Annotated in this window: 12 protein-coding genes; all 12 read right to left on the bottom strand. The window is 45.0% G+C overall.

Translation table 11 applies throughout. The features are described 5' to 3' along the window. Window positions 1–44: 44 nt before the first annotated feature. The 12 genes from accA to L0991_01505 all read right to left on the bottom strand — a co-directional run bounded on the left by accA (window position 45) and on the right by L0991_01505 (window position 15,401). Window positions 45–1,004, bottom strand: a complete 960-nt coding sequence (accA, locus tag L0991_01560) for an acetyl-CoA carboxylase carboxyl transferase subunit alpha (protein ID XGB62772.1) — start codon at window positions 1,002–1,004, stop codon at window positions 45–47. 45 nt (window positions 1,005–1,049) lie between these two features. Then, entirely contained in the window at window positions 1,050–4,529 is a 3,480-nt protein-coding gene (gene dnaE, locus L0991_01555) for a DNA polymerase III subunit alpha (GenBank protein ID XGB62771.1), read from the bottom strand. 112 nt (window positions 4,530–4,641) lie between these two features. Continuing rightward, window positions 4,642–5,262: a ribonuclease HII gene (rnhB, locus tag L0991_01550; GenBank protein XGB62770.1), complete on the bottom strand. Its 621-nt coding sequence runs from the start codon at window positions 5,260–5,262 to the stop codon at window positions 4,642–4,644. Window positions 5,263–5,310: 48 nt separating this feature from the next. Further along, complete coding sequence (gene lpxB, locus L0991_01545) at window positions 5,311–6,507, bottom strand: lipid-A-disaccharide synthase (GenBank protein ID XGB62769.1); 1,197 nt, start codon at window positions 6,505–6,507, stop codon at window positions 5,311–5,313. An 82-nt stretch (window positions 6,508–6,589) separates the two neighbouring features. After that, the gene (gene lpxA, locus L0991_01540; GenBank protein XGB62768.1) at window positions 6,590–7,378 is read right to left on the bottom strand and encodes an acyl-ACP--UDP-N-acetylglucosamine O-acyltransferase; all 789 of its coding nucleotides are present in this window, start codon (window positions 7,376–7,378) and stop codon (window positions 6,590–6,592) included. Between the two features lies 1 nt (window position 7,379). Beyond that, window positions 7,380–7,832, bottom strand: coding sequence for a 3-hydroxyacyl-ACP dehydratase FabZ (fabZ, locus tag L0991_01535; protein XGB62767.1), 453 nt, complete (start codon window positions 7,830–7,832; stop codon window positions 7,380–7,382). A gap of 93 nt (window positions 7,833–7,925) precedes the next feature. Further along, window positions 7,926–8,957 (bottom strand): UDP-3-O-(3-hydroxymyristoyl)glucosamine N-acyltransferase, encoded by a 1,032-nt coding sequence (gene lpxD / locus L0991_01530; GenBank protein XGB62766.1) that lies wholly within the window; start codon window positions 8,955–8,957, stop codon window positions 7,926–7,928. A gap of 5 nt (window positions 8,958–8,962) precedes the next feature. Next, the gene (locus tag L0991_01525) at window positions 8,963–9,463 is read right to left on the bottom strand and encodes an OmpH family outer membrane protein (protein ID XGB63830.1); all 501 of its coding nucleotides are present in this window, start codon (window positions 9,461–9,463) and stop codon (window positions 8,963–8,965) included. A 27-nt stretch (window positions 9,464–9,490) separates the two neighbouring features. Further along, window positions 9,491–11,896 (bottom strand): outer membrane protein assembly factor BamA, encoded by a 2,406-nt coding sequence (gene bamA, locus L0991_01520; GenBank protein XGB62765.1) that lies wholly within the window; start codon window positions 11,894–11,896, stop codon window positions 9,491–9,493. A 48-nt stretch (window positions 11,897–11,944) separates the two neighbouring features. Further along, window positions 11,945–13,303 (bottom strand): sigma E protease regulator RseP, encoded by a 1,359-nt coding sequence (gene rseP / locus L0991_01515; GenBank protein ID XGB62764.1) that lies wholly within the window; start codon window positions 13,301–13,303, stop codon window positions 11,945–11,947. Then, complete coding sequence (ispC, locus tag L0991_01510; protein XGB62763.1) at window positions 13,300–14,508, bottom strand: 1-deoxy-D-xylulose-5-phosphate reductoisomerase; 1,209 nt, start codon at window positions 14,506–14,508, stop codon at window positions 13,300–13,302. Before ispC ends, rseP begins: the two co-directional genes overlap by 4 nt. 50 nt (window positions 14,509–14,558) lie before the next feature. Beyond that, window positions 14,559–15,401, bottom strand: coding sequence for a phosphatidate cytidylyltransferase (locus L0991_01505; GenBank protein XGB62762.1), 843 nt, complete (start codon window positions 15,399–15,401; stop codon window positions 14,559–14,561). Window positions 15,402–15,410 lie beyond the last annotated feature (9 nt).

Here is a 15,410-nt window from a genome sequence, read left to right as displayed (position 1 = left end):
CATCGTCTTGTTACATAAAGTCCGCCTTCGAGTGAGGCAGCTTATCAGCAGTAACCGTAGCTCATTAGACGCTGGTAACGACGCTCAAGAAGCGTTTCGTTATCAAACTGCTCTAGCTCTTCTAGCTGTTTAACTAGAAGGTCTTTCATGTTCTGAGCGGTTTGCACTGGATCACGGTGTGCGCCACCTAGCGGCTCAGGGATGATTTCGTCGATAAGCTCAAGCTCTTTAAGACGAGGAGCAATTAGGCCCATCGCTTCAGCAGCTTGTGGTGCTTTATCTGAATCACGCCATAGGATTGAAGCACAACCTTCTGGAGAGATTACTGAGTACGTAGAGTACTGAAGCATGTTCACGTAGTCACCAACACCAATTGCCAGTGCACCACCAGAACCGCCTTCACCAACAACGTTACAGATAACTGGAACAGAAAGGCCAGCCATAACCTTAAGGTTTTTAGCGATAGCTTCAGATTGGCCACGTTCTTCCGCGCCAACACCTGGGTATGCACCAGCTGTATCGATGAAAGTAATGATAGGCATGTTGAAACGCTCAGCGGTTTCCATTAGGCGAAGTGCCTTACGGTAACCTTCTGGCTTTGGCATACCAAAGTTGCGAAGTACTTTTTCTTTAGTCTCGCGACCTTTCTGGTGACCAATAACCATAACAGGACGGCCATTTAGACGAGCCATGCCACCCACGATTGCTTTGTCGTCAGCGTAAGCGCGATCGCCCGCCATCTCTTCAAATTCTGTGAATGCATGCTCCAGGTAATCTTTTGTGTAAGGACGTTGTGGGTGGCGAGCAAGTTGAGCTACCTGCCATGCACCTAAGTCGCTAAAGATTTTCTGTTTAAGCTCTAAGCTTTTTTTCTCTAGTTGTTCAATTTCTTTGTCTAGATCTACCGCTGTGTCACCACCGTGACGCGAAACGTCACGTAGCGCTTCGATTTTTGCTTCAAGTTCAGCGATAGGCTTTTCAAATTCTAGAAAGTTCAGGCTCATCTATGAATCCTTGTTGATTCAGCTCCGCACTTGCGAAGCTAAATTTTAGTTAAATTCGAGTTCTACTTGGCTATTTCCAAGCAGCTGTTTTAATTCGTCTAGTAATGTATCACTTGGCGTCACGCGCCATTCTGTGCCCAATGTTAACCGCGCTCTAGCGTCGGCACGCTGGTAGTATACATTGACTGGGACCGTTCCGGCTCTATAAGGTTCTAAGATTTGACTAAATCGTTCAAAAAATTGACCATTAATTTGGGATTCATCGATAGATATCGATACCCCACGAGCATATTTTTCACGGGCGCTTCCTAAGTCCATGACCTCGCGCGCGGACATTTTAAGCCCACCGTTGAAGTCATCAAAGCTGACCTGTCCAGAAACGACCACAATTTTGTCTTTTTCGAGCAATTCTGCGTAACGATCGAGCGCATCTGAGAACAACATCACTTCCATACGCCCAGATCGATCGTCGATGGTCATCAAACCAATTCGAGTACCACGCTTGGTGGTCATTACTCGAGCTGCAATCACCAAACCTGCAATGGTTAATGATTGGTCACGGCGTGTTGGCGTCGCATCTTTCAAACGGCAGCTGGTGTATTTCGCTAACTCTTTGATGTAAGCGTTAACCGGGTGACCCGTCAGGTACAAACCTAGCGTTTCACGTTCACCTTCGAGCCAAACCTTTTCTGGCCATCTTGGTACTTGGGTGTACTTGTGCTCGACTTCTTCCGGAGCATCCGTCAATACACCAAACATATCCGATTGACCAAAGGACTCGGCATGGTGATATTGGCTTGCTGCTTTAACCGCATCAGCCAATGAAGCCATCATCGCTGCGCGGTGAGGGCCTAATCTATCTAACGCACCCGATAGAATCAACTTTTCGATAACACGCTTGTTAACTTTCTTTAAATCGATACGAGCACAGAAGTCGAATAAATCTTTGAAGTAACCGCCCTTATTTCGCGCTTCAATGATCGCTTCAATCGGGCCTTCACCTACCCCTTTAATCGCGCCGATGCCGTAAACGATCGCACCGTCGTCATCAACATTAAATCGGTAGAGACCAGAGTTAATATCAGGCGGCAGCAATTTGAGCTTCATACGGAAACACTCATCAACAAGGCCGATAACCTTCTCGGTGTTATCCATATCCGCCGTCATTACCGCGGCCATAAACTCTGCAGGATAGTGTGTTTTCAGCCAGAGTGTTTGGTAAGAAACCAATGCGTACGCAGCTGAGTGCGATTTGTTAAAGCCGTAGCCCGCAAACTTTTCTACCAAGTCGAAGATCTTCATGGCCAGCTCGCCATCAACACCGTTGGCTTCTGCACCTTCTTTGAAGGTACCACGCTGTTTAGCCATCTCTTCTGGCTTTTTCTTACCCATCGCACGACGCAGCATATCCGCTCCACCTAGCGTATAACCCGCTAGGATCTGTGCAATTTGCATTACCTGCTCTTGGTAAAGAATGATGCCATAGGTTGGTTCTAACGTGTCTTTTAGCGATTCATGTTGCCATGTTTCATCTGGGTAAGAGACCGCTTCTCGACCGTGCTTACGGTCGATAAAGTTATCTACCATGCCTGATTGCAGCGGACCCGGACGGAACAAGGCTACCAATGCGATGATATCTTCGAAACAGTCAGGCTGAAGACGTTTGATCAAGTCTTTCATACCGCGTGATTCCAGCTGGAATACCGCAGTGGTTTCAGAATTTTGTAGTAGGTTGAACGACGCTTGATCATCCAAAGGGATCGATTCAATACGAACCGGCTCTTTACCTTCTTTCTTCAAGCGTGGGTTCACTAGGCCCAACGCCCAGTCGATGATGGTCAGGGTACGTAGACCCAAGAAGTCGAATTTAACCAAACCAGCGGTTTCAACGTCATTCTTATCGAATTGCGTTACCGGGAAGTTACCTTCTGCATCCGCATAGATAGGCGCAAAATCTGTAATTGTGGTTGGTGAGATTACAACACCACCCGCGTGTTTACCGGCGTTTCGCGTACAACCTTCTAGAATGCGACACTTATCGATCAGTTCGCGAACCTCTTCATCACCATCGTAAAGCTCTGGCAATGCAGGCTCGGCAAGAAAGGCTTTCTCAAGTGTCATACCCGGATCTGGCGGTACAAGCTTAGAAATACGGTCGACGAAGCCAAACGGGTGACCCAATACACGGCCTACGTCACGAATTACCGCTTTTGCCGCCATGGTACCAAAGGTGATGATCTGAGATACCGCATCACGACCATACATTTCTGCAACGTGATCAATTACTTGGTCACGCTTATCCATACAGAAGTCGATATCGAAATCGGGCATCGAGACACGTTCTGGGTTCAAGAAACGTTCGAATAGTAGATCGTATTCTAGCGGATCGAGATCCGTGATATCCAATGCATACGCCACCAATGAACCTGCACCCGAACCACGACCAGGGCCTACTGGTACATCGTTATCTTTAGACCACTGGATGAATTCCATTACGATCAAGAAGTAACCCGGGAAACCCATGTTGTTGATAACTTCGAGTTCGACTTTAAGACGTTCATCGTATTCAGGACGGCGCTCGGCTCGAACTTGCTCATCTGGGAACAAGAATGCTAGACGACGTTCAAGGCCTTCTTCTGATTTCTTAATCAAGAAATCTTCGATCGCTAAACCTTCGGTCGGGAAGTTAGGGAGGAAGTACTCACCAAGACGAACAGTAACGTTACAACGCTTAGCAATCTCTACGCTGTTTTCAAGCGCTTCTGGGATATCTGAAAACAGCTCACACATCTCTTCTTCACTACGAAGATACTGTTGCGCACTGTAGTTTTTTGGACGACGCGGATCGACCATGGTGTAACCATCATGGATTGCTACGCGGATTTCATGGGCGTCAAACAAGTCTTCAGTTAAGAACACCACTTCGTTGGTTGCCACAACAGGTAAGTCTTGTTGCTCAGCAAGCTCTAACGCAAAATGCAGGTAAGACTCTTCATCGGCACGCCCGGTACGAATCAGCTCTAAGTAAAAGCGATCGGGGAAGTGAGTTTTGTAAAACTCGACACTACTCGCGACGAGATCACGATTACCTTTCAGCAATGCCTTACCGATCTCGCCTTCTTTGGCGCCAGATAAGATAATCAACCCCTCAGCGTTTTCGATTAACCACTCTTTATCGATCACAGGTTGATGCTGTATGTGACCACGCAAGTAAGCTTTTGAAATCAGCAAGGTAAGGTTGTTATAACCTTTGTTATCAGACGCTAAAACCGTCAGTTTCGTCAGCTCATCTCCAAATTCTGGAGATTGCATCAAAAAATCAGCACCAATAATTGGTTTAACCCCACACCCATGGGCAGTACCGTAAAATTTCACCAAACCACATAGGTTAGTGAAGTCGGTAAGTGCTAAAGCTGGCATACCCATTTCAGCAACTTTTTTAACTAATGGTGGCACCTTAGACAGGCCATCCACCATAGAAAAGTCACTGTGTACGCGTAGGTGAACAAATTTTGGATCTGACATTATTTTTCCTGAGTTCTAGATCGGAGCCTAGGATTACAACTGAGTGTATTCTATTTTTTTCTACTGCTAGTAAGCAAATTTATTCGAAGATCAACGCTTATCTGTGTAGCACTTAATCAATGCCTAAAATACGTTTTACTGGCTTAAAGCTCTTACGATAGTGCTCGGTAACACCGTGCTTTTCAATTGCCTCGAAATGCGCCTTGGTCGGGTAACCTTTGTGCTTAGCAAAGCCAAACTCTGGATGCAGCTTATCAAGCTCTTCCATCTCTTGGTCACGAACTACTTTAGCGATAATAGAGGCGGCACTGATTTCAGCGACGCGTAAATCTCCTTTAACCACTGCAATACCGGCCATCGGCAATTCAGGTACACGGTTGCCATCAATCAACGCCATATCAGGCTGAACACTTAACCCAGCAATCGCGCGCTGCATCGCAACCATAGTCGCTTGTAGAATATTGAGTTCATCAATTTCTTGCGGTGAGCAACGACCAACCGACCACGCCAATGCTTTTTCTTTAATTTCAGGAAGCAGAGCGAGGCGTTTTTTCTCAGACAGTTTCTTGGAGTCGTTCAAACCTTCAATTGGATTATTCGGGTCTAGGATAACTGCGGCTGTCACTACATCGCCAACCAATGGCCCACGCCCTACTTCATCGACGCCAGCAAATAGCTGGTAGCCTTGAGGATATTCGAAAGGTGGAAGCTCTTTTTTATCTTTTACAGCCATGACAATTCTCTTTGTAACTTTTAAGCCCTTGCCTTTGAAACTAGCACGTTAGGATTCAACAAACTCTCGGCCGATCAATTTCAGCACCGCATTGGCGGCTTGTTTGTCAGCATCTTTACGGATCCAGTGGTGCATTTCAGTAAAGCGTTCAATCAACGCACTGTTATCTGCAGCTAGCATCTTATCAACCGAAGGAAATAAGAAATCTGGGTGGCACTCTTCCAAGATGTGCTCTTTGACGATTTCTTCACCTGCCATAATATTCGGCAGTGACACAAACTCGGTGATAGCTAGTTTCTTCACAATGTAGCCAGTCAACTTATTCACTTTGTAGCCCACAACCATTGGACGCTTAAGCAGCATGCACTCAAGAGCGACCGTGCCGGATGCCAATAGTACAGAGTCCGCAGCAGTGATCACGTTACGAGCCGTATCCTGCACAATGACAAAATCTAATTCTGGTGCTGTCGCCTTCCAAATCTCGGTAAACTGTTGCTTGCGAGTTTCATTAACAGCAGCCACCACGAAACCAATGTCTGGGTACTTTTGTTTGATACGTTTACAGGTTTCAATGAACGGTTGCGCGATAAGCTTCATTTCACCGCCACGACTGCCCGGTAGAACCGCCAGCCACTGCTTGTCTTGCTCTAGTCCAAGCAGTTCTCGTGCTTCCGCTTGATTTGGCTCGAGTGGAATGGCATCTGCTAGTGTATGACCAACAAATTCACAGGCAACGTTGTATTTGTCGTAGAACGCTTTTTCAAATGGTAAGAACGCCAGAACCAGGTCGGTTGCTTTGTCGATCTTAAAAATACGTTTTGGACGCCACGCCCATACTGAAGGGCTAACGTAATGAACCGTTTTTATACCTGCGTTCTTAAGGTCTAGCTCCAGTCTCAAATTAAAGTCAGGAGCATCAATACCAACGAACACATCTGGTGGGTTCTGGGTGAAATATTTAACCAGTTCTGCTTTTACTTTGAGCAGACGAGGCAAGCGACCAAGTACTTCAACAAGGCCCATTACGGCAAGCTCTTCCATCTCAAACAAAGATTCACAGCCTAGCGCTTTCATTTTTGGCCCGCCAATACCGACAAATTCTGCATTCGGGTACTGAGCTTTTATCGCTTTAATAAAACCTTCGCCAAGGGTATCGCCAGAGAGTTCTCCAACAACAATACCTACACGCAGTGGCTCGTTGGAAACAAAGCCTGAGTTATTGGTTTGTGCTTCTTGCTGTGCCATAGTTTTCCAATTCCCTTCTCGCCTAAAACAAAAAAGATCGCCTTAAAAGTAGCGATCTTTTTTATATCAATCACACCAGGTATTAACGAATAATACCGCGCTCAGAGTTCTCTAGCATCTCTAGCATAGGAGTTACCGAAGCAAACTCTTTTGCCATTTCAACTAAAGCCGCTTTCGCTTCTTCTAGTGTTTTGCCAGAGCGGTAAAGCTCTTTGTACGCTTTTTGTAGCGCACGAATCTCTGGTTTCTCGAACCCGTTACGCTTCAGACCTACAAGGTTAAGGCCGAATGGTGCTGCATGGTTACCTTGTGCAAGTACGTACGGAAGTACATCTTGAACAACGGCGGAACAACCACCAATGTAAGCGTAAGCACCGATTGAACAGAACGGGTGAATCGCAGAAAGCGCCATAACACCAGCGTAATCGCCAACCGTTACGTGACCACCTAAGATAGCATTGTTACCAATGTGAGTGTGGTTACCAACAATAACGTCGTGCGCTACGTGAGCGTTAACACAAAGCAGGTTATCATCACCAATCACAGTGGTTGCTTTATCTTGAACCGTACCACGGTGGATTTGAACCGCTTCACGAATCACGTTGCGATCGCCGATCACAACCGTAGTGTCTTCGCCACCGTACTTCTTGTCTTGGTTCTCTTCACCAATCACAGCATGTGGGAAAATGCGGTTTTCTTTACCAATAGTTGTGTGACCTTTGATCACAACATGCGACATGATTTCTGTGTCGTCACCAATGGTTACATTACCAGCAATGTAAGTAAAAGGGCCAACTGTTACGTTTGCACCAATCGTCACATCACCTTCGATAACTGCAGCCGGGTGAATTTTTGCTGTTTCATGAATCATATTAAAACTCTCTACGAGCACATTTAAGTTCAGCTGAACATACTACTTCGCCGTCAACTTTCGCAACGCCGTTAAATGACGCGATGCCACGACGCTCTTTTAGGAATTCAACTTCGATAACCAGCTGGTCACCAGGTACTACTGGCTTACGGAATTTCGCTTTATCAACACTTGCGAAGTAGTAAAGCTCGTTACCAGAAGGGGCACCAAAAGATTTAAATGCAAGAAGACCTGTAGCTTGCGCCATCGCTTCTAGGATCAACACACCTGGAAATACAGGAAGTTGAGGGAAGTGGCCAGTAAACTGAGGCTCGTTAACAGAAACATTCTTAATTGCAGTCAGTGTTTTTTCTTTTTCAAAGCTAGTCACACGATCAACCATTAAGAATGGGTAGCGATGAGGTAATAGTTCCTGAATTTCAGTAATGTTCATCGTTGTCTGTTCAGTAGTCAAAGTCGTATTCCTATATGTATTCTTTATTTAATTAGAAAGATTATAAACGAAAAAGACTCGCTGTACGCGAGCCTTTTATTAGAAATGCTGGAATTATGATTCCGCGCTCTTCTCGATAAGTTTTTCAACGGTTTTCAAACGCTTGTTCATTTCATCAATACGATGAACACGCGTTGCTGTTTTACGCCAATCTTTATTTGGCTGTAAAGGAATACCCGAAGAGTACATGCCTTTATCAGTGATGCTGCGCATAACCATTCCCATTCCGGTAATCGTCACGCCGTCAGTGATTTCAATGTGACCATTGATTACACTGCCGCCACCAATAATACAGTACTTACCTATCGTCGTGCTGCCTGCGATGATAGTACCACCCGCAAGAGCAGAACCATATCCGATGTGAACGTTGTGTGCGATTTGCATTTGATTATCGATGATAACGTTGTCTTCAATAACCGTGTCATCTAACGCACCACGGTCGATCGTGGTACACGCACCGATCTCTACGCGATTACCAATGCGAACAGAACCAACTTGAGGAATCTTAATCCACTCGCCTTTCTCATTCGCATAGCCAAAGCCGTCAGAACCAATCACAGTACTTGATTGAACCAAACAAGCTTCACCAATCACAACTTCATGATAGATGCTTACGTTAGCCCAAAGCTTAGTGCCAGCGCCAATCTTTGCGTTTTTACCGATAAAGCAACCAGCACCGATGATCACATCGTCACCAAGAACAACACCAGACTCAATCACAGCGTTCGCACCAATAGATACATTTTGTCCAAGTGTTGCATCGCTCGCAATCGAAGCTGAATCAGCAATATCCACAGCAGGTGCAGGAGTAGTATCAAGCGCTTGAGCAACCTTAGCAAAAGCAACGTAAGGGTCACTGACCACAATCACGCTAGTCTTACACAGTTCACGCTCACTCTCTTTAACCATAATCGCTGACGCTTTACAGTCACCTAGGTGCTTGCTGTACTTAACGTTAGAAAGGAACGTAATGTTGCCTTCTTGCGCTTTATCCATAGGAGCAACAGCAGAAACGGTTACAGTTCCGTCACCATGTAGCTCCCCCCCGGTAATGGTTGCCAATTCGGCTAAAGTCAGTGTCTTCATAAAACTTATTTTAGTTCTTTAATTACTTTCTCAGAGATGTTGTATTCAGGCTTACCGTATTGTAGTGCTTGAATATCAACGATCATGTCGTAGCCTTCTTTCTCTGCAACTTTCGTTACAGCATCTTGAATCACTTTGAATAGCTTCTGCTTCTCTTGTGCTTCGCGACGTTGGCTTGCTTTTTCTAGAGCTTGAGCTTTGATTTTGTACTTGCTGTCTAGTTGACCAACTTCGATACGAAGCTTCTCAACTTCGTCTGGACCTAGTAGCTCACCATCACGCTTAAGCTTTTCAATCTTAGTCTTAGCTTCCGCTTGGATGCTTTGCAGCTCAGCCGCTTTATCTTTGAACTCTTCCTGCATTTTTTGAAGAACAACTTCACGCTGAGGTAGAGCCTGGAATACTTGTGCAGTGTTTACATAACCCACTTTTTGCGCAGCTTCAGCAGCTGTTGCAAAGAAAGAAGAGCTAAGAACTACAAGGCCTAAACCTGCTGCTTTAATCATATTTTTCAAAATATTGTCCTTTAAATATTAGAAAGTTCTACCAATGGTGAATGTGAAGAATTCCTCATCATCACCTTCGTAAATTTTAATTGGTTTCGCTAGAGAGAAAACCAGTGGGCCCATCGGTGACATCCATTGAAGGGCTGCACCATAAGATGAACGGTAATTCGTTGGATCAGAGTAATCGTAGTAGTACTGGCTGCCGCTATTAGGTGCGCCACGGTCTACGAACTCGGTATCCCAAACACTTGCCATATCGAAGAAAACACTCGTACGAATCTGGCTACGAGCTTCATCAGAAGCAAACGGCGTAGGTACGATTAGCTCTAAACTTGCCAAAGCAACCGCGTTACCACCTACTGAATCATCCGTAGCGGTGTCGTAGGTTGGGTTGTTACCTGTGCTGCTTCCGTAAACGGCTTTTGGACCTGCCGAGTTAGAGCCAAAACCACGTAGGGTTGTAAAACCACCCGCATAGTAGTTCTCGTAGAATGGGAACAAGTTATCGTTACCATCCGTTTGACCATAACCATTACCATAGCCTAATCGGCCACGCATCAATAGTGTGAACTCATGCTTTTTGGTCAGCGGGATGTAATGTTTTACATCGTACTGCATTTTGAAGTACTGAGCATCAGAGCCAGGTACCGTCATTTTAGCGAAAGCACGTTGGTGGTTACCTTCAGTTGGGAAGAAACCACGGTTCAAGTTGTTACGTGTCCAAGAAATATTGATATCGAAGTCATCAGTTAAGATGTGCTCGTCACCGTATTGGTCGATACTTCTCGCAAACTGTTCAACCTGGATATAAGTCGGAACGTTACCGATCTTGTTGTGTGTGTAGCCAACACCAAACTCAATACGGTTCAGCTCATCCATAGGGAAACCCCATGTTAAGCTTGTACCATAACTTTGGTTGGTATAGTCGACGATACCCGCTTCAGATGCTTCAAACTCGTTGTAGAAGATCTTACCGCCCAAGCTCACACCATCTAGGTTCCAGTATGGGTCACGGTAGTCTAAGCTCACGTTCTTTTGGTAATCGTTCATCATGGCACTTACGCCAACACGGTTACCAGAGCCCGCAAAGTTATCTTGCTGAAGACCAACCTGGAAGCTCACACCAGACTCAGTACCGTAGCCGACACCAAAGTTGATGCTACCTGAGTTCGCTTCTTTAACGTTGTAAACCAAATCAACTTGATCTTCGCTGCCAGGAACACGAACGGTTTGTACATCAACCGTTTCGAAGAAACCTAGACGGTTAAGACGGCTCTTACCGGTATCAATCGATTTAGAGTTAAGCCAGCTGCCTTCCATTTGGCGCATTTCACGACGTAACACCTCGTCTTTTGTCGAGTTGTTACCTGTAAAACGAATGTCACGCACGTAGATACGGCTACCCGCTTCTACGTTAATAACCAATGAAACTTCTTTGGTTTCGTCATTGAACTCTGGAATCGTACGAACTTGTGGGTAGGCATAACCTGATTCACCAAGAATACGTTTAACGCCTTCTTCTAGTGAAGTCACAGAAGAGCCATTGTAGGTATCGCCATCTTCAAATGGGACAAGCGCTTCAAAATCAGCTTCGCGGCCAATAAGCTCACCACGGAATGATACGTCTTTAACTGTATAAGCTTCGCCTTCATCTAAGCCAAGCGTAATGTAAACGCCTTTCTTATCTGGAGAAATCGCCACCTGCGTAGAGTCAACCTTGAATTTCAAGTAACCACGGTCAAGGTAGTAAGATTTAAGCGCTTCAATATCACCAGCAAGCACTTGCTTCTGGTATTTTTCATCCGCTAGGAAGTTCCACCAAGCGACATCTACATTGAGATTAAAGCGGCTAAGCAGTTCTTCATCAGTAAACACTTCGTTACCGATAAAGTTAATTTGCTGAATCTTAGCGGAAACGCCTTCAGTAAAGACAAATTTAAGGTCAGAACGGTTACGTGGCAGAGGTGTTACAACCGCTTTTACTGTCGCGTTGTATTTACCAACACTGTAGTAAAAATCTTCAAGGCCTTTCTCGATATTACTTAGCGTAGTACGGTCAAGAGCTTCACCTTCACGAACACCAGATGCATCTAGATTCTGTTGAAGTTGTTCTTCTTTGATCGCTTTATTGCCCGAAAAAGAGATACTTGCGATGGTTGGTCGTTCTTTCACTTGAACAATCAATACACCTTCATCGCGAAGGACTTTAACGTCTTCAAAGTTACCCGAAGCGTACAATGCACGAATGATCTCAGAAACATCGCTTTCATCTACTTCATCGCCAATACGTACTGGCATTTTCAGTAGAGCTGCACCAAGTGCAACACGCTGTAAACCTTCGATCTTGATATCTTGAACTACAAAGTTTTGTGCTCCGTTCGCAGCCACACTGGTGGCTAATAGACTTGCGAACAGAATTTGCTTAATCGCCATACTTATTCTAATTATTCCTTGCTACTACCAATGCCTGTGAGAAACCATTCACAGACGAGTAAAATCGTTAAATATTGCCAGAGCCATTAAAGAGAAGAGGATCGCCCCTCCCACTCTGTATCCCATCTCCTGAACTTTCTCAGGGACTGGTTTACGAGTAACAGCCTCAATAGCGAAAAAGAGCAAATGTCCGCCATCAAGCATAGGCAGCGGAACCAAATTAATAATACCCAAGTTAACACTGATCAGAGCTAAAAAGCCTAGGAAGTAAACCAAACCGTAATCAGCGGTTGTACCTGCGCCTTTAGCAATTGAAATCGGGCCACTTAAGTTATTTAAGCCAACATCACCAACGATGAGCTTTTTCAGCATAGTAAGCGTCAGACCAATGATTTGACCTGTTTTATCAAATGCTTTTCCTACAGACTCAATTACACCAAATTGTAACTCAAAGCGATAATCTTCTGGCCATTCTGCGACTTCCGGAGCAATACCCGCATAGCCGATTGTTGAACCATCAGAAAGCTTGCGGCTTTTCGGTGTCATTACGAGTGATTGCTCACTGCCGTTTCTTGATACAACAACGTCTAAAGGTGTCATTGGGTTCGAGCGAATTAACTCAACCACTGATTGCCACTGCTCAATGGGTTGACCATTAATTTCAACAATTTGGTCGCCCGCTTCTAGACCAGCAGAGTAAGCAGCACCATCATCAATCACTTGAGCCAGCACTGTCGAGATCTCTGGAGAGTATGGTCTAAAGCCAAGCGTTGTCATCGCAGATTCAGTTTCTGGGTTGAACGACCAGTCTGAAATATCCAACGTCAATTGTTGCTCAAAGCCGATGTCGTCTTGCGAAGACACCGTTACTGTCATCGATTGATCACCAATATGCGATATCAAACCCATATTGACTGATTCCCAATCTGCGGTTTTGATTCCCGAAATAGATTTAAGTTCCATCCCAGTTTCAATTCCGGCTTGTGCAGCAATAGATTGTGGAGTTACCTCACCAATAACAGGCTTAACCGCCGGCACACCAATCAAAAATACTAACCAATATGCAAACACAGCAAAGATGAAGTTAAACGCTGGTCCAGCACCAACAATCGCGGTTCGCTTCCACAGTGGCTTTTTATCAAACGCGTACTGCTGCTCGTCTTCTGACAGGTCATCGACACGACCATCGAGCATTTTTACGTAGCCGCCCAGTGGAATAACGGACAAGCTGTATTCCGTACCATCACGGCCAACTTTGCTCCAGATTGATTTACCAAAACCAATCGAGAATTTTTCAACTTTTACACCACAACGACGAGCAACCCAGAAATGTCCAAACTCGTGAACCGCGACCAGAATGCCAAGCGCTATGATAAAAGATGCGAAGTTCCACAGAATTCCACTCATGCTAGCTGCTCTTTAATAAATTGAATGGCTATTTGACGAGACATATTATCTAGCTCAAGCAGGCTTTCCAAGCTATCTAAGCCTTCAGAGTTATGTTGTTCACATACTTTGCTCATAACATGTTCGTTAATGACTGCAATATCGGTAAATTTAACCTGATTGTTCAAGAAAGCGTCGACCGCAATTTCGTTTGCTGCGTTAATCGCTGTCGTTGCATGTTGACCTAAGTAACACGCTTCAATAGCTAATTTCAAACAAGGATAGCGGTTGAAGTCAGGCTCTAAGAAAGTCAGTTCACCGACTTTGGTAAAGTCTAGCGGCTTAACACCCGCTTCTGTACGTTCAGGGTACGACATCGTCAGTGCAATAGGTGTCGCCATATCTGGTTCACCCATTTGAGCAAGTACTGAACCATCCTTGTACTGAACCATAGAATGGATCACAGATTGAGGGTGGATAATCACCTTTAACTGCTCTTGAGACGCATTAAATAGCCACTTCGCCTCAATGTACTCAAGACCTTTATTCATCATAGTCGCAGAATCGACAGAGATCTTAGGCCCCATAGACCAGTTAGGGTGTGCGATAGCGCGTTCAGGAGTCACGGATTCCAGCTCAGCCACGTCGGTATAACGGAAAGGACCACCAGAACCGGTTAATAGGATATGGTTAATACCATTAGCTTCTAAATCACAGCGACCTAAATTAGTTTGAACGTTTTGTGGCAAGCATTGGAAGATAGCATTGTGTTCACTATCTACAGGAAGAAGCTCAGCACCGTACTTTTCCACAGCATCGATAAACAGCTGTCCAGACATCACCAAGGCTTCTTTATTTGCCAGCAGGATACGTTTGCCCGCTTTAACTGCTGACATAGTAGGAAGCAAGCCTGCCGCGCCAACAATCGCAGCCATCACCGTATCCACTTCATCCAAAGAGGCAACCTTACACATGCCTTCAGAGCCTGAGAGTACTTGGATACTAGGGTGATTGATAGACAAGGTGTCAGCGAGCTGAGATGCAGCATCAGGACAAGCCATAGCAACATAGCTTGGTTGCCACTTTTCTACTAACGCCAGCATCTTTTCAACATTCGAGCCAGCAGCCAGCGCAACGACTGAATAAAGGTCTGGGTTTTGCTCAACGACTTTTAGTGTACTTGCACCAATTGAGCCAGTTGCGCCTAGGATAGTTAGATTTCGCATCACATATGACCGTAGAAATGTAATAAAGGGCAGATTCACTGCCCTTTTAATTAGAATGCTAAGTAAAGCAGAGCAAAGACAGGGAATGCAGCCGTTAAGCTATCGATTCTATCTAGTATACCACCATGACCAGGAATCAGATTACTGCTGTCTTTGACCCCAGAAACACGCTTGAACATGCTTTCAACAAGGTCACCAAGAACAGAGATAACAACGGTCACAAGTGTAATCACAATCATGTGTAAAGGGCTTGAGAATTGGATATTGAACAAGTCAGCAAAAATCCAAGCCACAATCACTGCGGTGATGATACCGCCAATAAGGCCTTCAATTGTCTTGTTCGGGCTAACGGCTGGTGCCATTTTACGCTTACCGAAGCTCTTACCAGAGAAGTAAGCGCCACTGTCTGCAGCCCACACAAGTAGACACACAAACATCACGAGTTTTGCGCCATGGTAAGGATCAACGTCAATACCGTTAGCGCGCAAAATCACTACACTCCAAAAGAATGGCAGCAGAGTTAGTACACCAAAACCATGACGAAGAAACGAGGAGTCTTTCCATGCAGGCATAGACTTAGGATAAGTCACTGCCATACCACTTGCGATTACCCACCAAATAGAACCAATCGTTAAAATGGCATAGTGAGCACTCGATAAGTTATTTAGGCTAAATGCATCAAAAGGAATAAAAGCAAAACTTGCAGCACTTACCACAACCGTTGGAATCAACGCTAAATAACGCGATTTGCTTTCAACAAATTGAGTCCATTCCCAGTAACCCAATAACGAGATAACCGCTAATGAAAGGATAAACGTAGGAAGTGATAACTCGAAAATTCCTAGAATAACTAGGGGAGCTAAAATCAACGCCGTAATAATTCGTTGTTTCAAACCAAAAAA

Origin of the sequence: Vibrio chagasii (genome assembly GCA_041879415.1) — a bacterium.
In the GTDB taxonomy this organism is placed as follows: domain Bacteria; phylum Pseudomonadota; class Gammaproteobacteria; order Enterobacterales; family Vibrionaceae; genus Vibrio.
Note: the sequence above shows the minus strand (reverse complement) of the source record. Positions and strands in the feature narration are given on the sequence as shown.

Bases quoted from the DNA above. Each gene is read 5' to 3' on its own strand.
- accA (XGB62772.1), bottom strand. From the start codon at position 1,004: ATGAGCCTGAACTTTCTAGAATTTGAAAAGCCTATCGCTGAACTTGAA.
- dnaE (XGB62771.1), bottom strand. From the start codon at position 4,529: ATGTCAGATCCAAAATTTGTTCACCTACGCGTACACAGTGACTTTTCT.
- rnhB (XGB62770.1), bottom strand. From the start codon at position 5,262: ATGGCTGTAAAAGATAAAAAAGAGCTTCCACCTTTCGAATATCCTCAA.
- lpxB (XGB62769.1), bottom strand. From the start codon at position 6,507: ATGGCACAGCAAGAAGCACAAACCAATAACTCAGGCTTTGTTTCCAAC.
- lpxA (XGB62768.1), bottom strand. From the start codon at position 7,378: ATGATTCATGAAACAGCAAAAATTCACCCGGCTGCAGTTATCGAAGGT.
- lpxD (XGB62766.1), bottom strand. From the start codon at position 8,957: ATGAAGACACTGACTTTAGCCGAATTGGCAACCATTACCGGGGGGGAG.
- L0991_01525 (XGB63830.1), bottom strand. From the start codon at position 9,463: ATGATTAAAGCAGCAGGTTTAGGCCTTGTAGTTCTTAGCTCTTCTTTC.
- bamA (XGB62765.1), bottom strand. From the start codon at position 11,896: ATGGCGATTAAGCAAATTCTGTTCGCAAGTCTATTAGCCACCAGTGTG.
- rseP (XGB62764.1), bottom strand. From the start codon at position 13,303: ATGAGTGGAATTCTGTGGAACTTCGCATCTTTTATCATAGCGCTTGGC.
- ispC (XGB62763.1), bottom strand. From the start codon at position 14,508: ATGCGAAATCTAACTATCCTAGGCGCAACTGGCTCAATTGGTGCAAGT.